General features: G+C 69.9%; 24 protein-coding genes. 12 read left to right on the forward strand and 12 right to left on the reverse strand.

From position 1 onward, the window contains the following. Nucleotides 1-16: 16 nt before the first annotated feature. On the forward strand, nt 17-1,189 hold the full coding sequence (gene pobA, locus JN22_RS30380; protein WP_085557662.1) for a 4-hydroxybenzoate 3-monooxygenase: 1,173 nt from the start codon (nt 17-19) through the stop codon (nt 1,187-1,189). A 55-nt stretch (nt 1,190-1,244) separates the two neighbouring features. Here the strand turns inward: pobA and JN22_RS30385 are convergent, their stop codons facing one another. From JN22_RS30385 to JN22_RS30415, 7 genes are all read right to left on the reverse strand, one after another. Then, complete coding sequence (locus JN22_RS30385) at nt 1,245-2,792, reverse strand: AMP-binding protein (RefSeq protein ID WP_223677986.1); 1,548 nt, start codon at nt 2,790-2,792, stop codon at nt 1,245-1,247. A 37-nt stretch (nt 2,793-2,829) separates the two neighbouring features. Beyond that, nucleotides 2,830-3,852: a quinone oxidoreductase family protein gene (locus JN22_RS30390; RefSeq protein ID WP_085557663.1), complete on the reverse strand. Its 1,023-nt coding sequence runs from the start codon at nt 3,850-3,852 to the stop codon at nt 2,830-2,832. A gap of 2 nt (nt 3,853-3,854) precedes the next feature. Beyond that, the gene (gene mmsB, locus JN22_RS30395) at nt 3,855-4,766 is read right to left on the reverse strand and encodes a 3-hydroxyisobutyrate dehydrogenase (RefSeq protein WP_085557664.1); all 912 of its coding nucleotides are present in this window, start codon (nt 4,764-4,766) and stop codon (nt 3,855-3,857) included. Nucleotides 4,767-4,979: 213 nt separating this feature from the next. Continuing rightward, nucleotides 4,980-6,188 carry an ABC transporter substrate-binding protein gene (locus JN22_RS30400; RefSeq protein ID WP_085557665.1) on the reverse strand — a complete coding sequence of 403 codons (1,209 nt, stop codon included), beginning with the start codon at nt 6,186-6,188 and terminating at the stop codon, nt 4,980-4,982. Nucleotides 6,189-6,244: 56 nt separating this feature from the next. Next, the gene (locus JN22_RS30405) at nt 6,245-7,744 is read right to left on the reverse strand and encodes an aldehyde dehydrogenase family protein (RefSeq protein WP_085557666.1); all 1,500 of its coding nucleotides are present in this window, start codon (nt 7,742-7,744) and stop codon (nt 6,245-6,247) included. A gap of 47 nt (nt 7,745-7,791) precedes the next feature. After that, nucleotides 7,792-8,547 (reverse strand): enoyl-CoA hydratase/isomerase family protein, encoded by a 756-nt coding sequence (locus JN22_RS30410; RefSeq protein ID WP_223677987.1) that lies wholly within the window; start codon nt 8,545-8,547, stop codon nt 7,792-7,794. A gap of 282 nt (nt 8,548-8,829) precedes the next feature. Then, nucleotides 8,830-9,501: a GntR family transcriptional regulator gene (locus tag JN22_RS30415; protein ID WP_085557668.1), complete on the reverse strand. Its 672-nt coding sequence runs from the start codon at nt 9,499-9,501 to the stop codon at nt 8,830-8,832. 364 nt (nt 9,502-9,865) lie between these two features. Between JN22_RS30415 and JN22_RS30420 the strand changes: the two genes are divergently transcribed. From JN22_RS30420 to JN22_RS30435, 4 genes are all read left to right on the forward strand, one after another. After that, nucleotides 9,866-10,528 (forward strand): hypothetical protein, encoded by a 663-nt coding sequence (locus tag JN22_RS30420; protein WP_085557669.1) that lies wholly within the window; start codon nt 9,866-9,868, stop codon nt 10,526-10,528. 156 nt (nt 10,529-10,684) lie between these two features. Continuing rightward, a complete protein-coding gene (locus JN22_RS30425) occupies nt 10,685-12,352 on the forward strand; it encodes a hypothetical protein (protein WP_085557670.1) in 1,668 nt (555 codons plus the stop codon). After that, entirely contained in the window at nt 12,340-13,893 is a 1,554-nt protein-coding gene (locus JN22_RS30430) for a GspE/PulE family protein (protein ID WP_085557671.1), read from the forward strand. Before JN22_RS30425 ends, JN22_RS30430 begins: the two co-directional genes overlap by 13 nt. Beyond that, nucleotides 13,893-14,354, forward strand: a complete 462-nt coding sequence (locus JN22_RS30435) for a hypothetical protein (protein ID WP_085557672.1) — start codon at nt 13,893-13,895, stop codon at nt 14,352-14,354. Before JN22_RS30430 ends, JN22_RS30435 begins: the two co-directional genes overlap by 1 nt. A 36-nt stretch (nt 14,355-14,390) precedes the next feature. On the opposite strand, the gene JN22_RS30440 is transcribed toward JN22_RS30435, so the two are convergent. The 4 genes from JN22_RS30440 to JN22_RS30455 all read right to left on the reverse strand — a co-directional run bounded on the left by JN22_RS30440 (nt 14,391) and on the right by JN22_RS30455 (nt 19,093). After that, on the reverse strand, nt 14,391-16,307 hold the full coding sequence (locus JN22_RS30440; RefSeq protein WP_085557673.1) for a nitric oxide reductase activation protein NorD: 1,917 nt from the start codon (nt 16,305-16,307) through the stop codon (nt 14,391-14,393). A gap of 36 nt (nt 16,308-16,343) precedes the next feature. Further along, nucleotides 16,344-17,153, reverse strand: a complete 810-nt coding sequence (locus JN22_RS30445; RefSeq protein ID WP_085557674.1) for a CbbQ/NirQ/NorQ/GpvN family protein — start codon at nt 17,151-17,153, stop codon at nt 16,344-16,346. A 123-nt stretch (nt 17,154-17,276) separates the two neighbouring features. Then, nucleotides 17,277-18,626, reverse strand: coding sequence for a cbb3-type cytochrome c oxidase subunit I (locus JN22_RS30450; RefSeq protein WP_085557675.1), 1,350 nt, complete (start codon nt 18,624-18,626; stop codon nt 17,277-17,279). Nucleotides 18,627-18,640: 14 nt separating this feature from the next. After that, nucleotides 18,641-19,093, reverse strand: a complete 453-nt coding sequence (locus JN22_RS30455; RefSeq protein WP_085557676.1) for a c-type cytochrome — start codon at nt 19,091-19,093, stop codon at nt 18,641-18,643. A gap of 161 nt (nt 19,094-19,254) precedes the next feature. Between JN22_RS30455 and JN22_RS30460 the strand changes: the two genes are divergently transcribed. The 7 genes from JN22_RS30460 to nirK all read left to right on the forward strand — a co-directional run bounded on the left by JN22_RS30460 (nt 19,255) and on the right by nirK (nt 23,346). Then, complete coding sequence (locus JN22_RS30460; protein WP_085557677.1) at nt 19,255-19,821, forward strand: cytochrome c oxidase subunit 3; 567 nt, start codon at nt 19,255-19,257, stop codon at nt 19,819-19,821. Between the two features lie 13 nt (nt 19,822-19,834). Further along, nucleotides 19,835-20,143, forward strand: coding sequence for a cytochrome C oxidase subunit IV family protein (locus JN22_RS30465; RefSeq protein ID WP_223677988.1), 309 nt, complete (start codon nt 19,835-19,837; stop codon nt 20,141-20,143). Further along, nucleotides 20,140-20,295, forward strand: a complete 156-nt coding sequence (locus JN22_RS30470; RefSeq protein WP_179166311.1) for a hypothetical protein — start codon at nt 20,140-20,142, stop codon at nt 20,293-20,295. The genes JN22_RS30465 and JN22_RS30470 overlap by 4 nt, the downstream gene beginning before the upstream one ends. A gap of 54 nt (nt 20,296-20,349) precedes the next feature. Next, complete coding sequence (locus tag JN22_RS30475; protein ID WP_085557678.1) at nt 20,350-21,264, forward strand: LysR family transcriptional regulator; 915 nt, start codon at nt 20,350-20,352, stop codon at nt 21,262-21,264. 113 nt (nt 21,265-21,377) lie between these two features. Then, nucleotides 21,378-21,599, forward strand: coding sequence for a hypothetical protein (locus JN22_RS30480; RefSeq protein WP_143268897.1), 222 nt, complete (start codon nt 21,378-21,380; stop codon nt 21,597-21,599). A 59-nt stretch (nt 21,600-21,658) separates the two neighbouring features. Further along, on the forward strand, nt 21,659-22,120 hold the full coding sequence (locus JN22_RS30485; RefSeq protein WP_085557679.1) for a PAS domain-containing protein: 462 nt from the start codon (nt 21,659-21,661) through the stop codon (nt 22,118-22,120). Nucleotides 22,121-22,281: 161 nt separating this feature from the next. After that, nucleotides 22,282-23,346: a copper-containing nitrite reductase gene (gene nirK / locus JN22_RS30490; RefSeq protein WP_085558003.1), complete on the forward strand. Its 1,065-nt coding sequence runs from the start codon at nt 22,282-22,284 to the stop codon at nt 23,344-23,346. A gap of 225 nt (nt 23,347-23,571) precedes the next feature. On the opposite strand, the gene JN22_RS30495 is transcribed toward nirK, so the two are convergent. Beyond that, entirely contained in the window at nt 23,572-24,003 is a 432-nt protein-coding gene (locus JN22_RS30495; RefSeq protein WP_143268899.1) for a hypothetical protein, read from the reverse strand. Nucleotides 24,004-24,075: the final 72 nt, after the last annotated feature.

The following is a 24,075-nucleotide window of genomic DNA, read 5'->3' on the forward strand; positions in this document are numbered from 1 at the left end:
ACCCATCGGAGACGTTATGAAAGTCCAAGTCTGCATCATCGGCGGCGGGCCCTCCGGCCTGCTCCTGTCCCAGCTCCTGCACCTCAAGGGCATCGACACGATCGTTCTGGAGAAGCACAGCCGCGAGCATGTCCTGGCCCGCATCCGGGCGGGCGTGCTGGAGCACGGCTTCGCCGCGCTGATGCGCGAGGCGCGGTGCGGCGAGCGGATGGACCGCGAGGGGGAAATCCACGAGGGCTTCTTCATCGCCCATGACGGGGTGATGGACCGTGTCGACCTGCACAAGCATTCCGGCGGCAGTTCGGTGGTCGTCTATGGCCAGACCGAGCTGACCCGCGACCTCTACGAGGCGCGCGACCGGATGGACGGCAAGGTCGTCCACGACGCCGCCGACGTCACGCCGCACGACCTGAAGAGCGACGCCCCCTACGTCACCTACCGCGACGGCGACCGGATCGTCCGCGTCGATTGCGACTTCGTCATCGGCGCCGACGGCTTCCATGGGGTGAGCCGCAAGTCGATCCCCAAGGAGATCCTGCGCGAGCATGAACGGGTCTATCCGTTCGGCTGGCTCGGCGTGCTGTCCCGCACCAAGCCGGTTTCGCCGGAACTGATCTATTCCAGGCACGAGCGCGGCTTCGCGCTCTGCTCCCTGCGTTCCCAGGTGCTCAGCCGCTACTACATCCAGGTCCCCTTGACCGACAAGGTGGAGGACTGGTCGGACGAGGCGTTCTGGGACGAGCTGAAGCGCCGCCTGCCCGCCGACGTCGCCGCCTCCCTGATCACCGGCCCGTCGATCGAGAAGAGCATCGCCCCCCTGCGCAGCTTCGTCGCCGAGCCGATGCGCTACGGCCGCCTGTTCCTGGCCGGCGACGCCGCCCACATCGTGCCGCCGACCGGCGCGCGCGGCCTGAACAGCGCGGCGTCGGACATTTACTACCTCTATCACGCCATGGTCGATCACTACGAGAAGGGGGACGATTCGGGGCTGGACGACTATTCCCGCAAGGCGCTGGCCCGGGTCTGGAAGGCGCAGCGCTTCTCCTGGTGGATGACGACGATGCTGCACCGTTTTCCGGACAGCGGCTCCTACGAGGCGAAGCTGCAAGAGACGGAACTGGAGTATCTGTTCTCGTCGGAAAAGGCGCTCGGCTCCCTGGCGGAGAATTACGTGGGGCTGCCGTTCTGATCCGGCTTGCCGGGATGGGAGGATGGCGGCCGGCCGGTCCGGCCGCCATTCCGCGTCAGCCCCGCGGCGCGGCCGGAGCGGGGAGCGTGAAGACGTCCTTGTGCTGCGCGCGCAGCTCGTTCTTCTGCACCTTGCCCATGGCGTTGCGGGGGAGCGCCTCCTGGACCACCACGATCTTCGGCAGCTTGTAGCCGGCCAGCTCGCGCGCCGCCTGGGCGATGACCACGGCGGGATCGGGAGGGGGAGCGTCCGGCTGGCGTTCGATCACCGCCACCACGCCCTCGCCGAAATCGGGGTGCGGCACGCCGATGACGGCGGCGTCGCGTACGCCTTCGATGCGGCCCAGCACGCTTTCCACCTCGCGCGGGTAGACGTTGTAGCCGCCCGAGATGATCAGGTCCTTGGCGCGGCTGACGATGCTGATGCGCCCGTCCGCCGCGCGGCGCGCCAGATCGCCGGTGATGAAGAATCCGTCCGGGCGGAACTCCGCCGCCGTCTTCTCCGGCATCCGCCAATAGCCCTTGAAGACGTTGGGACCGCGCAGCTCCAGCCCGCCGATCTCTCCGCCCGGCGGCAGCGGCCGTCCGCCCTCGTCGGCGACGCGGACCTCCAGCCCCGGCAGCGGGAAACCGACGGTGCCGGGCACCCGTTCGCCGTCCAGCGGGTTGGTGGTGATGATCGCGGTTTCCGTCATGCCGTAGCGTTCGAGGATGCGATGGCCGCTGCATTCCTCGAAGCGCGCAAAGGTCTCCGCCGACAGCGGCGCCGAGCCGCAGGTGAACAGCCGCATCCCCCGGCACAGATCCGGGGTCAGGCGTGGGTCGGCGAGCAGCCGCGTGTAGAGCGTCGGCACCCCCATGAACAGCGTCGCGCGCGGCAGCAGTTCGATCACGCGGTCGGCGCTGAACCTGGAGAGGAACAGCATGGAACCGCGGGCGAACAGCACCGGGTTGGCGGCGATGAACAGGCCGTGCGCGTGGAAGACGGGCAGCGCGTGCAGCAGCACGTCGGTGTCGGCGATCCCCCACAGCCCTGCCAGCGTGCGCGTGGTGTAGCCGAGGTTGCCGTGGGTGATCATGGCGCCCTTGGGCCGCCCGGTGGTGCCCGAGGTGTAGAGGATCGCCGCCACATCGTCGGCCGCCATGTCGGCGGCGCCGTCCCACGGGTCGAGGTCGCGGCAGGCTGCCGTCAGGCTGCCGCCGCCGTCCCCGTCGAGCGTGAACAGGCATCCGGCCGGGGCCGGGTCGAGCGCCGCGACCTCGGCCGCCGACTGCGGCGGGCCGACGAAGACCGCCGGCTCGGCGTCGCCGAGGAAATAGCGCAGCTCGGTCAGGGTGTAGGCGGTGTTCAGCGGCAGATAGACGGCGCCGATCTGCAAGGTCGCCAGATAGAGGCACAGGGCCTCCGGCGATTTCTCCACCTGCGCCGCCACCCGGTCGCCACGGCCGACGCCGGATTCATGGAGCAGCCGGGCGATCCGCCCCGCCGTCCGCCGCAGGTCGCCGTAGCTCCACGCCGCCCCCGTCCCGGTCTGGAGGGCGGGGCGCGCGTCGTCCCGCGGGTCGGACGGCAGGAGCAGGCTGTAGAGGTTCTCGGTCATCATTGGGGTTCCAGTCGCCGTCTGGCGCTTGATCGTTCTTTCAGGGCAGCAGCACGATCGACCCGGTGGTGCGGCGGGCTTCCAGGTCGCGGTGCACCGCCGCCGCCTCGACCAGCGGCGCCCGGCGGGAGATCGCGACGCGGACGCGTCCCTCCTCCAGCGCCGCGAACAGGCCGTCGGCCAGCGCCTCGATGTCGGCACGGGTCCGGGTGACGGTCGCCAGCGTCGGCTTGGCGAGGAAGAGCGAGCCCTTCTGCGCCAGCACGCCGATGTCGAAGGGCGGCACCGGACCGCTGGCCTGCCCGTAATTCACCATCAGGCCGAAGGGCCGCAGGCAGTCGAGCGAGCGCAGGAAGGTATCCTGCCCCACGGAATCATAGACCACGTCGACGCCGCGTCCGCCGGTGACGTCGCGGACGCGGGCGACGAAATCCTCCCCGTCCCGATCCTCGCCACGGGACAGGATCACATGCTCGCAGCCGGCGGCGCGGGCGACCGCCAGCTTCTCGGGCGAGCCGACGGTGCCGATCACCGTTGCGCCCAGGCTGGACGCCCACTGGCAGAGGAACTGCCCGACCCCGCCGGCGGCGGCGTGGACGAGCAGCGCGTCGCCGGCCTTCACCGGGTGCACGCGGTGCAGCAGATACTGGGCCGTCGTGCCCTTGACCATGGCTGCCGCCGCCACCTCGTCGGATACACCGTCCGGCAGCCGGACAAGACGCTCGGCGGGGACGAGGCGCGCCTGCGCGTAGGCGCCGAGCAGCATCCAGTAGGCGACGCGGTCGCCCGGCCGGACCGTCCCGACGCCGGGGCCGACCGCCTCGACGACCCCCGCCGCCTCCACGCCCAGCACGGCCGGGCGCGGGATCGCGTACTGCCCGGTCAGGGCGGAGCGGTGGTAGGTGTCGATCAGGTTGACGCCGATCGCCGTGTGGCGGACCAGCGCCTGCCCCGGACCGGGAGGCGGCAGTTCGACATCCTCCAGCACCAGCGCCTCGGGGCCGCCGGGCTGGTGGACGCGGATCGCCTGGACCGTGCCTCCCCGGGGCGTGGTGCCGGTCATGCTCAGCCCTCCGCCGGCGAACGGCCGAGGCGGCCGGAAATCAGCTCGAAGACGGCGCTGAAATCCTTGGCGCCGTGGCCGCTCTCGACCAGCATCTGGTAGAAGGCGGCGGAACTGCCGGCGAGCGGGGTCGCGGCGCCGCTGGCGCTGGCCGCCTGCTGGGACAACCGCATGTCCTTCAGCATCATCGCCGCCGTGAAGCCGGGCTGGTAGTCGCGGTTGGCCGGCGAGGTCGGCACCGGCCCCGGCACCGGGCAGTAGGCCTGCAACGCCCAGCAGTTGCCCGACGAGCGGGTAACGACGTCGTAGACCGCCTGGTTGTCGAGGCCGAGCTTCTCCGCCAGGGTGAAGACCTCGCTGATGGCGACCATGCTCATGCCGGCCATCATGTTGTTGCAGATCTTCATGGCGTTGCCGCTGCCCGACGCGCCGACATGGAACAGGTTCTTCCCCATGCCAGTCAGGATCGGCTTGGCGCGCTCGTAGCCCTCGGCGGTGCCGCCGACCATGAAGGTCAGGGCGCCGGCCTGCGCCGCCGGCACCGCGCCGGACACCGGGGCGTCGACCATCACGAAGCCGGCGGCCGACGCCGCCTTGCTGACCGCCTGCGCGCTGTCGACGTCGATGGTCGAGCAGTCGATCATCAGCGTGCCGGAGCGGGCGAGCGCGAGGATGCCGCCCTCTCCCTCGTAGGCGGCGCGGACGTGCTTGCCGGTCGGGATCATGCTGATGACGGTGTCGGCCTCGGCCAGCGCCTCGGCCAGCGTCGCCGCCACGCGGCCACCGGCGGCGGCGTAGGCGTCGCGCATCGCCGGGGCGATGTCGTAGCCGACGACGTCGTTGCCGGCCTTGACGAGATTCTCGCACATGGGGCGACCCATGTTGCCGAGCCCGATGAAGGCAATCCGTGCCATGGTTTCAGTCCTTCTGGGAGTCGATCGGTACGGCCTGCAAAGCCCTCTCCCCCTGGGGAGAGGGTTGGGTGAGGGCGATGCGTGGCGAGAGGTTTGCGAAAGAGGATGGGCGAAGGGGCAGCATGCCCCTTCACGGCGCGCGTTCCGCACGCCGGCCCCCTCACCCTCCCCGGGGGGAGAGGGCAAAGCTGCCTTGGGAGACGGTCGCGGGCCTCAGCTCTTCTTGACCAGATAGCACTTGCTCTCGCTGAGCGGCATCGTCGCCTGTTCCGCCGGGATGGTGCGGAGGATCTTGTAATAGTCCCACGGGCCCTTGGATTCGGCCGGGGTCTTCACCTGGATCAGGTACATGTCGCGGGCGACGCGGCCGTCGGCGCGGACCTTGGCGCCCTTGGTGATCAGGTCGTCGACCGGCATCTCGCGCATCTTCTCGGCGACCACCTTGCCGTCGTCGGTGCCGGCGGCCTGCATCGCCTTCAGGTAATGGAGCACGGCGGAATAGACGCCGGCCTGCACCATGTTGGGCTTGCGCTTCATGCGCGCCTCGAAGCGGCGGGCCAGTTCGCGGCTGCCCTCGTCGCGGTCCCAGTAATAGCCGTCGGTGGCGATCAGCCCCTTGGCGCTGGCGAGGCCGAGCGCGTGCACGTCGCTGATCATGACGGCCAGCCCGACCAGCTTCTGTCCGCTGTCGGTGATGCCGAACTCCGCCGCCTGCTTGATCGCGTTCGAGGTGTCGGTGCCACCGTTGGCCAGCCCGATGACCTGGGCCTTCGACGCCTGCGCCTGGAGCAGGAAGGAGGAGAAGTCGGCGCTGCCGATCGGGTGCTTCACCTGCCCGGCCACCGTACCGCCACCCTCGAGCACGGTCTTCGACAGCTCCGCCGCCATCTGGTGGCCGAAGGCGTAGTCGGCCGACAGCATGAACCAGCTCTTGTCGCCGCCCTGGAGCACGGCGCGCGCCGTGCCGGTCGCCTGCGAGTAGGTGTCCCACATCCAGTGGAAGCTGGTGGGGGAGCAGTCCTCGTTGGTCAGGCGGGTGGTGCCGGCGGCGGTGGCGAGCGTGATCCGGCCGCGTTCCTTCGCCAGATTCTGCACGCCGATGGCGATGGCCGAATTGGTCATCTCGGCGATGGCGTCGACCTTCTGCACGTCGAACCATTCGCGGGCGATGGTCAGGCCGATGTCGGGCTTGTTCTGGTGGTCGGCGGTGATGATCTCGATCTTCTTGCCGAGAACGGTGCCGCCGAACTCCTCCACCGCCAGCCTGGCGGCCTCGACCGAGCCGACGCCGCCGAAGTCGGCGTAGAGGCCGGTCTGGTCGTTGAGCACGCCGATGCGGATGGCGTCCGGGCCGGCCTGCGCGGTTCCGGCGGCCGCCAGCGACGCCGTCGCCAGGGCGGCGGCGAGAATGGGGGTCTTCATGGTGCTTTCCTCCCGTTTGGCCGGCTTGCCGCGCCGGCTCCTGGTTCAGGTCAGGGTCATGTCATGTTGATGATGACCGTCTTCTTGTGGGTGAAGTGGTCGAGCATCGCTTCGAAGGACGCCTCCTTGCCCAGCCCCGACTGCTTGACGCCGCCGTAGGACAGGCCCGGCTGCACGACCAGATTCTGGTTCACCTGCACGAAGCCGGCCTGGAGCCGCCGGGTCGCGTCCATCGCCGTGCGCAGGTCGCGCGTCCAGATGGTGGCGGCGAGGCCGAAGTCGCTGTCGTTGGCCATCGCCAGCGCCTCCTCGTAGTCGCGGAACGCGATCACGCAGGTCACCGGCCCGAAGATCTCCTCGCGCGCCAGAGCGTGGTCGTTGGGGATGCCGGTGAAGATCACCGGCTGCACGAACAGGCCACGCGTCAGCCGCTCGTCGGTCGGCAGGGCGGCGCAGCGGTGCGCGGTGGCGCCGGCCGTCGCCTCGCCGAGCGCGATGTAGCGCCGCACCCGCTCGAACTGCTGGGGCGAGATGATGGTGCCGATGTCGGTCGCCTCGTCCAGCGGGTCGCCCATGGTCATGGCGTCGACCTTCGCCTTCAGCCGGCTCACGAAGGAATCGTGCAGGCTCTCGTGCACGAGGATGCGCGAGGCGGCGGTGCAGCTCTGGCCCTGGCGGGTGAAGCGCATGCCGGCGACGGCGCCGTCGATGGCGCGGTCGAGGTCGGCGTCGCCCATCACGATCATCGGGCTCTTGCCGCCCAGCTCCAGCGTGACCGGGATCAGCTTGTCGGCGGCCAGATGCGAGATGATCTTGCCGGTCTCGACCGAACCGGTGAAGGTGACCTTGCCCACCCCCGGATGCGCGACCAGCGGCGCGCCGCAGCCGGGGCCGTCGCCCGACAGGATGTTCAGCACGCCGGCCGGCAGCACCTGGTTCATCACCTGGATGACCCGCAGGGCGGCGAGCGGCGCTTCCTCGGCCGACTTGACGACGACCGCGTTGCCGGCGACCAGCGCCGGGGCGATCTTCAGCGCCATCAGATAGAGCGGCACGTTCCACGGGATGATGGCGCCGACGACGCCGATCGGCTCGCGCTGGGTGAAGGTCAGCATGGTGGGGCTGAAGGGCACCGTCTCGCCCTTCAGCTCCGAGGCGAGGCCGCCGTAGAAGGCCAGCGTGTCGGAGACCAGCGTCGCCTCGACCCGGCTTTCGGTGCGGATCGCCTTGCCGGTCTCCAGGGCGAGCAGCCGGCCGATCTCCTCGGCGTGGGCGGTCAGGCGGCGGCCGGCCTCGGCGACCAGCTTGCCGCGCTCGCGGGCCGAACGGCCTGCCCACTCCCGCTGGGCCTTGGCGGCGGCCGTCACCGCCACGTCGACGTCGCGCTCGCCGCCCTCGGCGGCGGTGGCGACAACGTCGCCGGTCGCCGGGTTGACGACGTCGAAGGTCGCTCCCGACAGCGCCGGGCGCAGCGCGCCGTCGATCAGGAGAAGACCGGACAGATCCCGCGCGAGGGCGTGGGGATCCAGGGTGGGGACGAGGGTCTGATCGGCCATGGGTCGTCTCGGTTCTCTGTTGTCGGTTGCCGGCCTGGAGGAGCAGTTCAGGACGGTCGGCGCTGCGACCAGGCCTTCAGGGCGTCGGCGAACTCGTCGGAATGCAGGCTGGCGCGGAAGGCCGCCTCACCCGCCCGGTCGTCCAGCGTGCCGCGCGCCAGCTCGTTGAGCGAGCGCTTGATGCCGGCGGTCGCCTGCGGCGCGCAGGCGGCGATGCGCCCGGCCAGCTCCGCCACCGCGGCGTCCAGCCCGTCGGGCTCGACCAGTTGGTCGAGAAAACCAACCCTCAGCATCTCCTCCGCCCCGATCGTCTCGGCGGTGAGGAACAGCCGCTTGGTGGTGGCGAGGCCGAGCCGCGACACGTAGCGGCGCAGGCCGCCCGGGTAGAAATGGATGCCGAGCTGGGCGGCGGGCATGCGCATCCGCATGCCGGTCACGCCGATGCGGAAGTCGCAGGCGAGCGCCAGGTCGGTGGAACCGCCATAGACGCCGCCGTTCAGGGCGCAGACCGTCGGCATGCGGATCGCCTCGACCCGGTCGCACAGGCGGGAGAAGGCGACCTCGCCGTCGTCGCAGGACTCCGCGTCCGGAGCGGCGCGCTCCGAGTTTTGCGCGGCGCCCAGGTCGTAGCCCGACGAGAAGCTCGGCCCGCTGCCGGTCAGCACGAGGACGCGCAGAGCGGGATCCGCCTCGGCCGACTCGATCCGCTCATGCAGGGCGGCGATGTCCGCCGAATCAAGCCGGTTGTGCTGCCGGGGGCGGTTGAAGCGGATCGTCGCGACCGCGCCGTCCGTCGTAAGCACGGGCGTCGTCCCCGCCGCGTCCGCTCCGGTTTCTGGAGAACCGCTCATCCTGTCTCCCGGTGTCATGTTTTCCGCTCGTGGTGAAAGGATACCAATTTCGGTCTGGACCGTTCCGTTCACGCCGAATGGTATACCAAACGCGATTTATGGAATGCAATCTGAAAAAGATGGGGGCGCGAACAATCCGTGGCCGCCGTATGGTGGACCGGGATGCCCGCAAATGCAAAGCGGCCCGCCCGGAGAGCCGGCGGGCCGCTGCGATCGGAACGAAGACGCCAAGCGCTATTCGGTGTCGCCGATTGCCGGCATGCCGACGACCATGTCGACGAAGATGCTGCCGCCGACGGTCATGTGGCCGTGCATGTGCGTCCGGGCGGCGTCGCTGTCGCCTTCGAGGACCGCCTTCACCACGAGGTCATGCTCGTTGTAGGACTTCAGCGGGCGGGCGGTGTGCTGGAATGGATACTGGCGGTAGATGCGCATCCGGCCACGGATGAACTTCGCCTGCTGCTCCAGGTGCTCGTTGCGGCTGCCGGCGTAGATCAGCTCGTGAAGCTCGCGATTCAGCCGGTCGTAATCCTGGATGTCGCCGGCCTGTGCGGCGGCGCGGCTCTCCTCGTGCACGGCGGCGAGCCGGCCGCGCTCTGCCATTCCCATGCGCCGCGCCGCGAGGCCGGCGGCCAGGGCCTCCAGCTCGATCAGCACCTCCATCATGTTGACGAGTTGCTTGGCCGACATGCGGACCACCGATGCCCCGGCTCCCGGCCGGATGGCCACCAGTCCGGTCGAGCCGAGCTGCGACAAAACCTCGCGCACCGGCGTGCGCGACACGCCGAAGCGGTCGGCCAGCGCCCGCTCGTCGAGGCGCTCTCCGGGCCGGATCGCCCCGTCCAGGATTTCCTGTTCGAGGATCTGGCGCATTTCCGAGACCCGGCTTGGTTTCTCAGGCTGCATCACCGATTCCGAGCAAAAGTGGGGCCGCACACAGGCGCAATGTGGCGGTCGCCGACACGGCGGTCAAGCGGATTGGGATACCAAAAATGTGATTTGGTGCACCATCCAGAATGCCTCGCCTCCAGACCGGAGGGTGCCGCGTGACGCATCGCCGAAGGTCGCCCCCGGTGCCCACGTCGGTTTTATCATCCGTACTCAAATCAACGAGGCCGCGAGATTAACGAGTCATAAACAGTTTTGCACTGAAATCCTCAACAGTGGGAATCAGGATGGTTGGACTCGAAATAGTTTCCGGAGCGATTCGGAAGCGCGACTTTCCGCGTCCCGCTGAAGAACAACGTGCCGGCATTTTCAAGGGACCCCCATGTTCAATATTCTGACGGTCATCATTTCCGTCGCCCTCACCGCCGTGATGGGCGCCGCGGGCGTGTTCTATGTCGGCACCGCCTTCACGAGCGCAGGCCCGAAGGCCGCCGCCGTCGGCATCATCCAGTCGCTGTCGCAGGTCGACGCCGCCTGGGTGCTCTACGCCTCCAACGGCAACACCACCACCCTGGCCGCGGCCGGCGCGACCTTCCCCACCATGACCGGAGCGGCGACGCAGACGGACCTGATCGGCACCGGCTATCTCGCCGCCGTGCCGACGGCGCCCACCATCGCCGCCAGTTGGGGCGGCGGCGCATCCCGCATCGCGCTCGACCTGACGAACCCCGCAACGGCGTCCGGCCTGACCATCAACTCCAATTTCGCCAACGGCGGCGTCTTCCTGGTGCTGACCAGCACCGCCCTGTCGCAATGCACGGAAATCGCCCGCGCCGGCGGCCAGATCAGCGCCACCGGCACGCTGGCGGCGCCCGGCACCGGTCTGGTGCTCTCGGTGGGAACCCAGGCCGCCTTCGTTGCCGCCTTCACCGGCTACAAGTTCGGTTGCGTCCAGGTCACCACCGCCTCCGCCCTGACGCTGAACAACGTCGCCGGCGCGTCGCCGGCCGACGACAACAAGTTCGTGGCCTACTACAAGTTCTAAGCACCCTCCGTAACGCCTGACGCTGTCGCCCCGGTCCCTTTCGGCCGGGGCGATCGTTTTTTTGATGCGGGCGCACCACCGCCGCCGGGATTGGTTCCACACGGCGCGGCGGGGTAGAGTGCGCGCCGACAGGCCGTTGCCCCGGGGATTCGTGCCGTGACCTCGCTGATCCTGATGACGATCATGGCCATCTCGCTGGTGGCGACGACCGGCTACACCGCCTACACCATGGTGGACGCCTCCAACCGCATCAGCCAGGCCCAGCGCAGCGCCGCCGAGATGCACCGCCTCGCCGCCCTGGTCGAGGCCAACCTGCGCACGCTCGACAACGACGGCGTCGCCAGCCCGCCGGCCCCCGAGGCTCCGCCACCGCAACCGGCCGGAACCCAGGCCGCGAAGGCGCAGAACACCAGCGATAGGAAAGCCGCCGCCAAGGCCGCCGCCGTCCAGCCGGCGGGCACCCTGCCGCGCTGGCTGCTGCCCGGCACGCGGACACCCTGGGGCGCGGTCTACGGCTATTGCGTCTTCGCCCCCGCCGCCGACCGCGCGGCGTCGCAGGTGCAGACCGCCGCTTGGCCGCCGGGAACGGCGGCGGGCGGCCGGAGCTACGTTGCCGCCGCCCCCGCCGCCCCGGCGGAGTTGGCGCGCGCCGGGGTCGTCGCCGCCATCGTGGCGCCGCCGATCGGCTCGACCGCCCTGCCCGACTGCGCCGCCCTGACCTTCAAGGACGGCCAGATCGCCGCCGCCGAGGGCAGCGCCGTCGCCGTCACCCGCGGCGCGTCGGCCGATCTGGCGGCGCTCGCCGCCTCGGCGACGGTCACCCGCTACGTGGCCCCGGCGGCGCTCGGCGACGCCAGCGGCACCACGCCGGCCGACGCGATGGCGCTGCCGGCCGCGCTCGGCCACTGGCAGGCGACCCGGCCGGCGACCATGGTGCTGCGGCTGGCGCCCGGCCGCCACGAGATCCCGGCGGCGCTCGTCCAGGCGCTGGCCACCGATCCGCCGGGCGGCGGCGGCCGCGCGCTGCGGCTTGTGCTGAAGGGGGACGGCGCCGGCGTGGTGCTGGCGACCAGCCCGCCCGACCAGGCCCTGCGCCTGCCGACCGACGCGCGGGTCGAGAACATCAATTTCGAGATGCCGGTCGAGGCGCTGCCCGGCACCCAGCTCACCTTCGCCGGCAGCAACGCCATCGCCACCGGCCGGGTCGCCGCCCTGCGGGTGGCGCATGCCCGGCTCGACGTCGCCGGCGGGCGGCTGGCGCTGTCGGCCCCCGGCGGCGACGGGGTGCTGGTCGACGGCGGCAGCGCGCTGTTCCGCGACGCGGTGGTCGACGCCACGGTCGGCGCCGGGCGCAGCGCGCTGGTCTCCACGCTGGGTGCGGCCGTCACCTTCACGGCGGAGAACCGTCGCCCGCTTCTCCAGGTGCGCGGGCGCGGGCTGCCGATGGCGGCCTTGCGCAGCGGCGGCGGGCGGGCGATCCTCGACCGCACCGACGTGGCGATGGACAACGGGATGCCCTTCGGCGTGGTGGTGGAGAACGGCCAGTTGGAAATGAAGGCCTCGGTCGTCGGCGGCCCGTCGGCGCGGCCGGGCAGCGCCGCCGTCCTCGACCTCGGCGGCTCGCACGTCATCGCCGACCCCAACACCCAGATCTGGTCGGCGCCCGGCGGGCGCTGCGCCCAGGGCGCCCTGTTCGCCCAGCCGGCGGTGGCCGCAGGCGACGTCGGGCGCCTCGCCGCCGGCGGTGCCATGGCCGCGCTGGCCCAGCCGAACGTGGCCGCCGCCGCCGTTGCCAACCGCGCGAGCTGGACATGCCGGTCCTGAAGCCATCCGCCGCCTTCCGCGAGGAGCTGGCCGGCTATCTGCTGCGCAAGGGGCTGGTGACGCGCGGCATCCTCGACGCCGCACTCGCCGAGCAGCGGGTGACCGGCGAGCCGCTGGGCGCCATCCTGGTGCGCAACGGCTTCCTCGCCCGCGCCGACCTGAACGAGGCGCAGGTCAGCCACGAGACGGCGCTGGAGACGCCGACCGCGCTCGGCGGCACGCCGATCCCGCTGCCGCTGCTGGAGCGCCACGCGATCATCGTCACCGGCCTGAACGCCGAGACGGTGCAGGTCGCCACCCTGCACGAGGAATCGGTGGCCGAGCGGGTGGTCGCCGCCTACTACCCCGGCAAGACGATCCGCTTCAGCGCCTTCGTCCCCGACCAGTACGACGAGTTCCTCGACCGAGTCCGCCGCAGCCAGGACGGTGGAGAGGACGGCGACCCGGTCGGCCAGCTCGTCGCCCGCGCGGTGGAGGCCGGGGCGTCCGACATCCACATCGTGCCGCGCCGCAAGACATGCAGCGTCTTCCTGCGCGTCGACGGCATCCGCCGGCTGATGGACGAGACGGCCGCCGCCCCCGCCGCCACGCTCGCTGCCCGCATCAAGGACCGCTCCGGCATGGATCTGGCCGAACGGCGGCTGCCGCAGGAGGGCCGCTTCGAGGTCGAGCACCAGGGGCGGCCGGTCGATCTGCGCGTCACCACCGTGCCCTCGGTGGACGGCGAGATCATCGTGATGCGCATCCTCGACGCCGAGCGGGTGCAGCCCAACCTCGACACGCTGGGGCTGAGCCGGGTCGCCGACTGGCGGCGCGCGGTGGACCGCCGCCATGGGCTGTGCCTGGTCTGCGGCCCGACCGGCTCGGGCAAATCCACCACCCTGACCGCCACGGTGCGCGAGATGGACCGGCTGGGCCGGGCGATCTACAGCATCGAGGATCCGGTGGAGTACCGCATGGCCTACACCGGGCAGGTCAACGTCAACCCGGCGGTGAAGCTCGACTTCGCCCGCGTCGTCCGCACCTTCATGCGCGCCGACCCCGACGTCATCGTGCTGGGCGAGGTGCGCGACGAGGAGACGGCGCAGATGGCCGTGCGCGCCGCCGACACCGGCCACATGGTGCTGACCACGCTGCACACCGGCTCGGTCAACGGCGCCATCGACCGGCTGCGCCATCTCGGCGTGCCGGCCCACGACATCAAGGGCTTGCTGCGCGGCGTCATGGTGCAGTCGCTGATCCGCGCCACCTGCCAGGACTGCAACGGCGCCGGCTGCGCCGCCTGCGGCGAGAGCGGCTACGCCGGGCGCACCGCCATCAGCGAATGCGCGGTCTTCGAGGATCCCGCCGCCGTGGTCGCCGCCGCCAAGGGCGGGCGGAGCTGGCCGACCCTGTTCGACGACGCCGTCGCCAAGTTCCACGCCGGCCTGACCACGGCCGCCGAACTGCGCCGGGTCTTCGGCAGCGAGGCGGCGGGGATGGAGCCGCGCGCGCCGATCCCCTCCCCCCCCGCCAAGCGCCGGCCACGGACGCCCCGCTGATGCCGATCGTCCAGGCGGTGTTCGCCATCGCCCTGATGGCCATGGCGGTGGCGGGCGGCATCCAGTACGTCAACCCTGGTGCTGCGACCGCCAACCGTCTCGCCTCCCAGGCCGACGCCGGCTTCTCGTCGCTCGAAAGCGCCTTCCGCAGCCGGCAGGCCACGGGAGCGGCCGCCCCCGCCGCCGACGCGTGGCGGACGGCGCTGTTTCCCGCCCACGGCAGCCTGCCGGCGGCCGTGGCGGGGCTGTCCTGGTCCTACGGCGTCCAGGCGGAGGGGATCTGGTTCTGCCTGTCCGGGACGCTGTCCGGCGATCCGGCCAAGGCCCCGGTCCGCAACGCGCTGAACGCCCTGTCGACGCGGCGCCCGCAGGGGCTCTACGACGTCACACGGGAGTGCGGCGGCGACGGCGGCACGCCGGACGGCACGATCGCCGCCACCTTGTGGATGCAGAGACCCTGAAGCGCGCCGGTTTCGTCCGGGGCCGTGCGCGCCGGGTCACGGGTTGCCGGCGACCTGCCGGTAGAGCGCCGGCAACGCCTTGGTCAGGTGGGCGGCCTGCGGGAAGATCGCGTAGGCGCCGCGCCCGAACAGATAGGGCACATAGTCGCGCGCCTCGGCGTCGATGGTGATGCCGAACACCGCCAGCCCGTCCTTGCGGGCCTCGCGGATCGCCTGCCGGGTGTCCTCGATGCCGTAGCGGCCCTCGTAATGGTCGATGTCGTTCGGCTTGCCGTCCGACAGGACCACCAGCAGCCGGTGGCGGTTCGGCCGTTCGGCGAGCCGGGCGGCGGCGTGGCGGATGGCGGCACCCATGCGGGTGTACCAGCCGGGCTTCAGCGCGCCGATGCGGCGGGTCACCGTGGGTCCCAGCGGCTCGCCGAAACCCTTCAGCGTCTGCACCCGCACCCAGTCGCGCCGTTTCGAGGTGAAGGCGTAGAGCGCGTGGTCGTCGCCGCAGGCGGTCAGCCCGTGGGTCAGCGCCAGCAGCGCCTCCTTCTCCACGTCGAGCACGCGGCGCCCGTCGATCCAGCCGTCGGTGGACAGCGAGGCGTCGACCAGCACCGCCACCGCCAGATCGCGCGCCGCGCTGCGGGCCTGGCAATGCACGCGGTCGCTGCCGGCCCCGCCGGCGCGCAGGTCGGCGCGGCTGCGCACCAGCGCCGCCAGATCCAGCTCCTCGCCGTCGCTCTGGCCGGTGAACAGGATGCGGCGCGGACGCAGCGCCTCGAACTGGCGGCGCACCTGCCGGATGCGGCGCAGCGCCGTCTCGTCGGGCTGCCACGCCTCGCCCTCGGCCGGGGCGGTTTCGGCGATCACCCGGCAATGGTGGGGGTGGTGGGCGTGACGGCGATGGTCCCATTCCGGATAGGTCAGGGTGGCGGCGAGCGGGGTGACGTCGACGGCCGGCGGCGCCAGATCGAGGTCGAGCTTCAGCGTGGTCGACGCCTTGCGCTGGTGCGTGCCGACGGCGATCTCGTCGAGATCGTCGGCCGCCTTGCGGGCGTTGTCCGCGTCGTCGTCGTCGACCGCGCGCGGGATGTTCAGCGCCTCGGCGAGGCTCAGCATCTTCTCGAAGCGGTTCAGGATCAGCGGATCGTCGCGCTTGATCTGGTCGGTCGCCCGCCGGGTCGCCTTGCGGCGGCGCCCGTCGCCCTCCTGCGCCGCCGGGCTCTCGATGGGGCCGTCGTCGGCGGTCGCCGCGTCGTTGTCCGCCATCCCGGTCGCCAGCCCCCAGAGCGGCACCGGCAGCAACCGGCGGTACTCGAAGGGGGCCGGGAAGGCGCTTACGGGAAAGGCGGGATCGAGCATGCGCTCGACCTGGGCGTCGGCGTCGGCCGCGCCGAGCAGAACGAGCGTCGCGCGCTCCACGGCGGCCTCGACCGGCGGCAGGCGGCGGACCGGGCGGATCGCGGCGACGGCGGCGGCCAGTTCCGCGTGATGGGCGGCGAGCCCCGGCCAGCGCGCCAGCACCCGCGCCGTGGTGCGGGCGGCGTCGCGCAGCGCCTGGAGGTCGGCCTGCAACGGGTCGCCGGCCGGCACCGCCGGCTCGGCGTGGGCGAAGTAGGCGGCGAGCCATTCATAGAGCCGCTCGTTCATCCGGGGATCGGGAAACAGGTCGATCGCCGCCGGAAGCTGGAGCACGTCGCCGTCAAGCACCGGCCGCTCGACCCGCTCGGTCCCCAGCCCAATGCGGGCCATCAGGGACAGCCGGTGGTCCGACCCGGCGGCGCTGCCCGAGGACAGCCGCACGCCGCGGTCGCCGCCCAGCGCGCGGAAGAAGACAGCGAGGCGCGGGCGCAGCGACTCCAGCGTCACCGCCGCCTCCGGGTGGCGCGGGTAGCTCGACCGGTTGCCGACCAGACGATGCCACAGCCGGCCGACGGTTTCCTCCGGCTCGAACAACGCGATCATGACCGCTCCATCAGGGCAGCTTCAACAGGATTGGGGTCAGCCGAGCGTGACGTCGGCGACGCGCAGCAGCGCCGCGCGCACGTCGGCGTCGTCGGTCAGCGGCTCGATCAGGGCGGCGCGGATGGCGCGCTCGGGCTTCATGCCGGAGCGGATCAGCGTCGCGCAGTAGATCAGCAGGCGGGTCGACACCCCCTCCTCCAGATCCTGGCCCTTGAGCGCGCGCAGCGCGTTGGCGAGGCGGACCAGCGGGGCGACGCGGGATTCGGGCAGGCCGCTCTCGGCGGCGACGATGGGGATTTCCTGATCGGCCTTGGGGAAGTCGAACTCGACGGCGAGGAAGCGCTGGCGGGTGCTCGGCTTCAGCGCCTTCAGGACGTTCTGGTAGCCGGGGTTGTAGCTCGCCACCAGCATGAAGCCGTCCGGCGCCTCCAGCGTCTCGCCGGTGCGCTCCAGCGGCAGGATGCGGCGGTCGTCGGTCAGCGGGTGCAGCACGACGGTGACGTCCTTGCGCGCCTCCACCACCTCGTCGAGGTAGCAGATGGCGCCCTCGCGCACGGCGCGGGTCAGCGGTCCGTCGGTCCACACCGTGTCGCCGCCCTTCAGCAGGTAGCGCCCGGTCAGGTCGGCGGCGGTCAGGTCGTCGTGGCAGGAGACGGTGTAGAGCGGGCGCCCCAGCCGGGCCGCCATGTGGGCGACGAAGCGGGTCTTGCCGCAGCCGGTCGGCCCCTTCAGCAGCAGGGGCAGGCGGTGGTTGAAGGCGTGCTCGAACAGCGCGCACTCGTCGGCGACCGGCTGGTAGAACGGCAGGGAGGCGGGCTGGACGGGGAAGGCGGCACTGTCGGGCATCACGGAACACTCCGGAAGGAAAAAGACGGCCCCCGCGCCGCCAATTTGTCCGATTGGGGGACGCGGGAGCCGAGGGGACGTCACTGGGGAAACGTCACTGGGGGAAACGTCACTGGAGAACCGTCACTCCGCGGGCTGGTAGCTGGTCGGGATCGAGGCCGGCCGTTCCTCGCGCGCCGGTCCGAAGATGGCGTAGAGGTAGAGCAGCACGCCCGCCCCCACGGCGACGCCGGCGCCGAGGCGCATCCAGTAGAACAGCGCCAGCTGCTCCTGGACCTCCATGTAGTCCATGCCCATGACGCGCTGGAGATGGGTCTGCACGACGCCGGCCACGGTCAGCGCGAAGGTCATGAAGGCCATGCCGCCGCTCATCAGCCAGAAGCTCCACATGTTGAGGACCTGGTTGTAGGGCTGCACGCCGCGCAGGTAGGGCATCGCGTAGGTGATGATCGCGAGGTTGATCATCGCGTAGGCGCCGTAGAAGGCGAGGTGCCCGTGCGCCGCCGTCACCTGGGTGCCGTGGGTGTAGTAGTTGATCGGGGCCAGCGTGTGCAGGAAGCCCCACAGCCCGGCGCCGAAGAAGGCGAAGACCGCGCAGCCGAGCGACCACAGCATCGCCGCCTTGTTGGGGTGACGCCGCCCGCTCTTCCACACCATCATGAAGGAGAAGACGACCATGGTGAAGAAGGGCGCCACCTCCAGCGTCGAGAAGATCGAACCGATCCACTGCCAATAGCCGGGCGTGCCGATCCAGTAGTAATGGTGGCCGGTGCCGAGGATGCCGCTGAACAGCGCCAGCCCGACGATGGCGTAGAGCCACTTCTCGACGATCTCGCGGTCGACGCCGGTCATCTTGATCATCAGGAAGGCGAGGATCGAGGCCATCACCAGTTCCCACACGCCCTCGACCCAGAGATGGACGACGTACCACCAGTACATCTTGTCCAGCGCCAGATTGGCCGGGTTGTAGAAGGAGAACAGGAAGAACAGCGCGATGCCCCACATCCCCACCAGCAGGATGTTGGTGATCACCGTGCGGCGGCCCTTCAGAACCGTCATGGTGATGTTGTAGAGGAACATCAGCGCGACGACGACGATGGCGGCCTTGATCCAGGTCGGCTGTTCCAGGAACTCGCGCCCCTCGTGGATGCGGAAGACGTAGCCGACGACGGCGGCCAGCGCCCCGAAGACGAACAGGCCGAGCTGGATCAGCGCCAGCCTGGGGCTGTGCAGTTCGACCTCCGACTCCTCGGGGATCAGGTAGTAGGCGGCCCCGAAGAAGCCGATCAGCAGCCAGACGATCAGCGCGTTGGTGTGGATCATCCGGATGAGGTTGAAGGGCAGCAGCTCCGACAGCGTGTTGGGCAGCACATAGACGACGCCGGCCAGCAGCCCGACCAGGATCTGCACCCCGAACAGCCCCATCGCCGCCGCGAAGTACCAGAGGGCGACCTTTTGCGATTCGTATTTCATGACGGTTAGTCTCCTCAGCCCGACAGCTTGGGCGGCCAGTTCTGGGTGTTGATCCGGCTGGTCCATTCCAGGAAGGCGCCGAGATCCTCGACCTCCCGGTCGGTCAGGTTGAACTGGGGCATCTGGCGCCGGCCCTCGATGCCGGACGGCTGGGCGGCCATCCAGCCCTTCAGCGCGGTGACGGCGCCCTCATGGTCCTTGTCGCCGCCGTAGCGCTTCCAGACATTGCCCAGCTCCGGCGCGAAATAGGCGCCCTCGCCCAGCAAGGTGTGGCAGTTGATGCAGGCGTTCTTTTCCCAGACATGCTTGCCGCGGGCGACCGCGTCGGTCAGCCCGGCGCTGTCGGTGCCTTTGTTGACGATGTAGTTGTGGCTGAGCGCGGTCAGCCCGACGAAGGCTGCGAAGAAGAACAGCGATCCGCCGTAGAAGATGTTGCGCGCGGCCGCCTTGGTGAAGCGTTCGGTCATCGCTCGGGATCCCAGGATAGAGGCGGGTGAGGTCAGCGGGTGGTCCACCACCGGTCGGCCCATTAATTGAGCGCCGCGCCAGGACATTCCTTGACCGTGGTCAAGCCGCTCCGGCGGCGGACGGTCTAGGGTGCCGGCCATCGAGCAAGGGGAAGAGAGCGATGGGCAGCCGTGCCTTGGACGAGCGGCCGGATGGGTTTTCCGGCCTGCCCGGCAACCTGATGATGTGGATCCTGATCCTTGGCGAGCTGGCGGTGTTCGGCGCCGCCTTCGTCGGCTTCGCCGTCGCCCGCGCGCTCGATCCCGTCCCCTTCGCGGCCGGGCAGGCGCATCTCGACGGGGTGCTCGGCGCCGTCAACACCATGGTGCTGGTGACCAGCGGCTTCATCGCCGCGCGCGGCGTCGTCGCGGGGCGGCGCGGCCGGCCGGCGCTGGCGCGCCGCCGGATGCTGGCGGCGGCGGCGGTCGGCTCGGTCTTCCTGGCGGTCAAGGCGGTGGAGTACGCGGCGACGCTGGGGGCCGGGCTGTCGATCGACAGCGACACCTTCTTCGCGCTCTATTTCCTGCTCACCGGCTTCCACGCGCTGCACGTCGTGATGGGGATCGCCGTGCTGGCCATCGTCGCCCGCTGGCCCAGCGTGGAGAATCTGGAGACCGGTGCCGCCTTCTGGCACATGGTCGATCTGATCTGGGTGATCCTCTACCCGCTCGTCTATCTCGTGCGATGAAAGGAAATCGATCATGAGGATCGACCGGCTCACCCTGTCCTGGCTGATCCTGCTCGGGCTGTCGACCGTCACGCTGCTGTTCGCGCAACACGAGGAGTCCGGGTCCGGCGTCGGCATCGCCGGGGCGGCGCTGCTTCTGGCGGTCGCGGTGGCCAAGGGGCGGGAAATCCTGCTGCATTACCTGGAGCTGGACCGCGCCGGAGCCGGCTGGCGGGTGCTGCTGTCGGGCTATCTGGTCCTGCTGTGCGGGGCGATCCTGCTGGTCCACGCCGCCGGGGCATGGGGCTGGATCGGGCCGGGCGCGCCGGGGGGCACGCCATGACCGACATGAAGCTCGGCCTGCTGCTGACCGCCGCCGCCGTGATCGGCATGGGATTCGCCCTGCACCGCCAGCGGGCGCTCGGGCGCGGCGGGCTGGCGCTGGTGATCGCCTCGACACTGGCCATCACCGCGTCGCTGTTCTTGACGCAGTGACGGGTTCCGGTGTGCCTTGTGGGCGGGCAGAAACGGCCGCCGGGGGCGGGACAGATGGATACGGAAACGGCCCGCACCTTCCTTGAGGTCGCGGCGGCGGGCAGCTTCGTCGCGGCGGCGGAGCGGCTGCACGTCACCCAGTCGACGGTCAGCACGCGCATCCGCCAGTTGGAGGAACAGCTCGGCTGCCGCCTCTTCCTGCGCACCAAGAGCGGGGCGGCGCTGACCCCCGGCGGGGTGCGCTTCCAGCGCCACGCCGTCGCCATGATGCGGCTGTGGGAGCAGGCCCGGCAGGAGGCGGCGCTGCCGCCGGGCCACCGCGCGCTGCTGCGCATCGGCAGCGAGGCCGGGCTGTGGAACCGCATGCTGCACCGATGGATCCCCTGGATGCGCCGCAACGCCGCCGACATCGCGCTGCGCTGCGAGGTCGGGCTGGCCGACGGTCTGCTCCAGTCGCTGCGGGAGGGCACGCTCGACCTCGGCATCATGTACTCGCCGCGCAACACGCCGGGCCTGAGGATCAGCCTGCTGATGGAGGAGGAGCTGGTTCTGCTGCGCATCCCCGGCGAGCAGGGGGAGGGAGGCGGCGGCGAATACGTCCACATCGACTGGAGCGACGACTTCCAGCGGAAGATCCGCCTGCGCCACCCGGAGGCGCAGACGACGCCGCTGTCGATCGGCGTCGGCACGCTGGGGCTCGATTACCTGAAGCAGTGCGGCGGCACCGGCCATTTTCCGCGCGGGCTGGTGCAGCCGCTGGTCGACGAGGGGCTCGCCGAGATCCTGCCGGAAACCCACCCCTTCAATCTGCCGATCTACGCGGTCCACCCGGTGGAAGCCGATTCCGGCGTCCTGGAGGCCGCCTTCACCGGTCTGCGGGCGATCCTGTCGCGCGACCCGCAGCCGGCGCCGGAGATGGCCCCGGACAGCGGGAAGCCTTCGGAAACACCGATGATATCCATCGAATAGTTTCGCTTTTCAACCATCGTCAACTCCGTAAAGTCGCGTGACCAATCCAGGTTGAGAACACAAGACGACGTCGCGTGGAACTCGGCCGGACAGCCAGAAAACGGGAAAAGGTCATGACGGATCACGCGCTCGACGGCTCCGAAGTTCTTGATGGAACCGAACAGGACGACCCTCACGCCCACAAATCAGAATCACCATGGGTGGTTTTCCCCGGCCTGATCTTTCTGCTGATCATGCCGCTCGGAATCATCTTCCACCCGAGCTGGCTGGCGGCGCTGGCCGAACTCGGCACGCTCACCATGTTCATCATCATCTTCCGGCTGACGCGCCTGTGACGTGACCACGGCTGGAACGGCCAGGAACCCAGGCCAGGAACCCAGGAAAGGCCTCGACCATGGACCCGCAACCCCGGCAGCCGGCGGACTCCACCCTCTCCGCCGACACGCTGGCCCGGCTCGGCGACGCGTTGCTGCGCAGCGCCGCCGACGCCATCGTCTATTCCGGCCGGGACGGCCGGATCGCCTTCTGGAACGAGGGGGCGGAGCGCCTCTTCGGTTTCAGCGCGGCTGAGGCGCTCGGCCAGTCCCTCGACCTGATCATCCCGGAACGCCAGCGTCCCCGTCATTGGGAGGGGTACGACGCCGTGATGGCGACGGGCGAGAGCCGTTACGGCAAGGGCGACCTGTTGTCGGTCCCGGCCCTGCACAAGGACGGGCGCCGCATCTCCGTGGAGTTCACCATCGTGCCGCTTCACGACGGGGATGGCGGGATGCTCGGCATGGCGGCGGTCCTGCGCGACGTCACCGCCCGCTTCGAGGAATTGAAGGCGCTGCGCCGACAAATCGCCGGACGGTAACGGCGACGAAAAACGCAATCGACACAAAAGCAATTCATCAGGTCTCATCAAGGTCACGGCGCCGAACAGCAAATAGAGGAACGGCTTGACGGCGGTCAATTGGCCGCCCGTCTTGTTGGGTGACACTCGGTCCATACGAAACGCATCGAATGGACCGTGCCATGAACAGCAGGATGTTTCTCGCCAGCGTCAGCGTCGCCGCTCTCCTGACCCTGTCGGGGGTCGGCGCGGTCTCGGCCACCACGCTCTACGCGGATCCGAAGGTCAAGGGCAACACGGTCGACATCGTCCTGGATCCGACCGCCGTTCCCGCCGCGGAGAAGCCCGGCAAGCGCGCGCCGAAGACCCATCAGGTCACGCTGACCACGACCGAGGTCGATTCCAAGCTCGACGACGGCACCACCTACACCTACTGGACCTTCAACAACACCATCCCCGGCCCGATGGTGCGGGTGCGCGTCGGCGACACGGTGGACGTCAGCATCACCAACGCCAAGGAAGCGACGATGAACCATTCCATCGACTTCCACGCGGCGACCGGCTTCCTCGGCGGCGGCCAGATCACCCAGGTCGAGCCGGGCCAGACCAAGGCCTTCTCCTTCAAGGCGCTGACGCCGGGCGTCTACGTCTACCACTGCGCCACGCCGATGGTCGCCCACCACATCTCCAAGGGCATGTACGGCCTGATCGTCGTCGAGCCCGAGGCCGGGCTGCCCACGGTCGATCGCGAGTTCTACGTGATGCAGCAGGAGATCTACGCCACCAAGGCCAAGAACATCCCGACGGCCGAGGACGATTACGACGGCCTCGTGAACGAGCGGCCCAACTATCTGGTGTTCAACGGCGCCGTCGGCGCCCTGTCGAAGGACAAGCCGCTGAAGGCCAAGGTCGGCGAGACCGTGCGCATCTGGTTCGGCGTCGGCGGTCCCAACCTGACCTCCTCCTTCCACGTCATCGGCGAGATCTTCGACCGCGTCCACACCCTGGGCGGCCTTGAATCGGAGCCGCTGAAGGGTATCCAGACCGTCACCGTCCCGCCGGGCGGCGCCACCATGGTCGAGTTCAAGGTCGATTATCCCGGCCAGTACGCCCTGGTCGACCATGCGCTGAGCCGCGCCACCAAGGGCCTGATCGGCATCCTGGAGGTCGAGGGCAAGGCGGACGACAGCATCATCCTCGACAAGACCGGCGACTCCCGCAAGAAGATGGGAGAAATGGCCCATTGACCGGGCAAAAGAGGCATCCGAACGGAAAATGCTTTTTCCGCTCCAGCTTGACCGCAGTCAAGGCTGGGCCAGGTCCCGGCGGCGATGATCGCCACACAATCGCTCCGGCGATTTCATCATCACTGGTGTGATGATGTCTCCCGTTTTGCCTTCATGCGCCCATCGTCCCCCCGACGGTGGGCGTCTTTTTTTCTTTCCGCCGTCCCGCCGGAACAATCGACAAGATCAATCGACCGGATCGATCATGCCTGGGGTGATGGAGAAGGTCTTCCTCGGCTCGAACGACACGATGTGGACGGAGTTGCTGTCGAAGGAGCAGGCCTGCTGCGGGACGCTGTCGGTGCCCGGCCGGAAGGCATAGGGACGCGGCGGCCCCACCGGCGCCTCGCGCCGCGACCAGGAGGCGACCGGCGTGCGGCCCGGTTCCGATTCCTCGGCCCACAGCCAGAGAACCGGCTTGTCGGCCGGCCGGGCAATGACGTCCTCCAGCACGCGGCGGCAGGCGTCGCCGCTGAGATTATGCGAGACACGCTCCATCAGCACCGTGTCCGCGGTCGAGGCGGCACCCGGCGACAGCAGGATCACCGCCAGGGTGCTGGCAACGACGCCGGCCATCCCCCATCCCGTGACGATCGTCAAATCCCGAGTCTCGATCATCTCCACACCCTCTCTTCGCCTATCGAATTAGGATGTTTCCCAAGGAAAATAAAGAAGAACATCCGACAAACC

The sequence above is a fragment of the Azospirillum agricola genome, assembly GCF_020005195.1.
Lineage (GTDB): Bacteria > Pseudomonadota > Alphaproteobacteria > Azospirillales > Azospirillaceae > Azospirillum > Azospirillum agricola.

Coding starts and splice junctions, on each gene's coding strand:
- pobA (WP_085557662.1), top strand. CDS start 17: ATGAAAGTCCAAGTCTGCATCATCGGCGGCGGGCCCTCCGGCCTGCTC.
- JN22_RS30385 (WP_223677986.1), bottom strand. CDS start 2,792: ATGATGACCGAGAACCTCTACAGCCTGCTCCTGCCGTCCGACCCGCGG.
- JN22_RS30390 (WP_085557663.1), bottom strand. CDS start 3,852: ATGACCGGCACCACGCCCCGGGGAGGCACGGTCCAGGCGATCCGCGTC.
- mmsB (WP_085557664.1), bottom strand. CDS start 4,766: ATGGCACGGATTGCCTTCATCGGGCTCGGCAACATGGGTCGCCCCATG.
- JN22_RS30400 (WP_085557665.1), bottom strand. CDS start 6,188: ATGAAGACCCCCATTCTCGCCGCCGCCCTGGCGACGGCGTCGCTGGCG.
- JN22_RS30405 (WP_085557666.1), bottom strand. CDS start 7,744: ATGGCCGATCAGACCCTCGTCCCCACCCTGGATCCCCACGCCCTCGCG.
- JN22_RS30415 (WP_085557668.1), bottom strand. CDS start 9,501: ATGCAGCCTGAGAAACCAAGCCGGGTCTCGGAAATGCGCCAGATCCTC.
- JN22_RS30420 (WP_085557669.1), top strand. CDS start 9,866: ATGTTCAATATTCTGACGGTCATCATTTCCGTCGCCCTCACCGCCGTG.
- JN22_RS30430 (WP_085557671.1), top strand. CDS start 12,340: ATGCCGGTCCTGAAGCCATCCGCCGCCTTCCGCGAGGAGCTGGCCGGC.
- JN22_RS30435 (WP_085557672.1), top strand. CDS start 13,893: ATGCCGATCGTCCAGGCGGTGTTCGCCATCGCCCTGATGGCCATGGCG.
- JN22_RS30440 (WP_085557673.1), bottom strand. CDS start 16,307: ATGATCGCGTTGTTCGAGCCGGAGGAAACCGTCGGCCGGCTGTGGCAT.
- JN22_RS30445 (WP_085557674.1), bottom strand. CDS start 17,153: ATGCCCGACAGTGCCGCCTTCCCCGTCCAGCCCGCCTCCCTGCCGTTC.
- JN22_RS30450 (WP_085557675.1), bottom strand. CDS start 18,626: ATGAAATACGAATCGCAAAAGGTCGCCCTCTGGTACTTCGCGGCGGCG.
- JN22_RS30455 (WP_085557676.1), bottom strand. CDS start 19,093: ATGACCGAACGCTTCACCAAGGCGGCCGCGCGCAACATCTTCTACGGC.
- JN22_RS30460 (WP_085557677.1), top strand. CDS start 19,255: ATGGGCAGCCGTGCCTTGGACGAGCGGCCGGATGGGTTTTCCGGCCTG.
- JN22_RS30465 (WP_223677988.1), top strand. CDS start 19,835: ATGAGGATCGACCGGCTCACCCTGTCCTGGCTGATCCTGCTCGGGCTG.
- JN22_RS30470 (WP_179166311.1), top strand. CDS start 20,140: ATGACCGACATGAAGCTCGGCCTGCTGCTGACCGCCGCCGCCGTGATC.
- JN22_RS30475 (WP_085557678.1), top strand. CDS start 20,350: ATGGATACGGAAACGGCCCGCACCTTCCTTGAGGTCGCGGCGGCGGGC.
- JN22_RS30480 (WP_143268897.1), top strand. CDS start 21,378: ATGACGGATCACGCGCTCGACGGCTCCGAAGTTCTTGATGGAACCGAA.
- JN22_RS30485 (WP_085557679.1), top strand. CDS start 21,659: ATGGACCCGCAACCCCGGCAGCCGGCGGACTCCACCCTCTCCGCCGAC.
- nirK (WP_085558003.1), top strand. CDS start 22,282: ATGAACAGCAGGATGTTTCTCGCCAGCGTCAGCGTCGCCGCTCTCCTG.
- JN22_RS30495 (WP_143268899.1), bottom strand. CDS start 24,003: ATGATCGAGACTCGGGATTTGACGATCGTCACGGGATGGGGGATGGCC.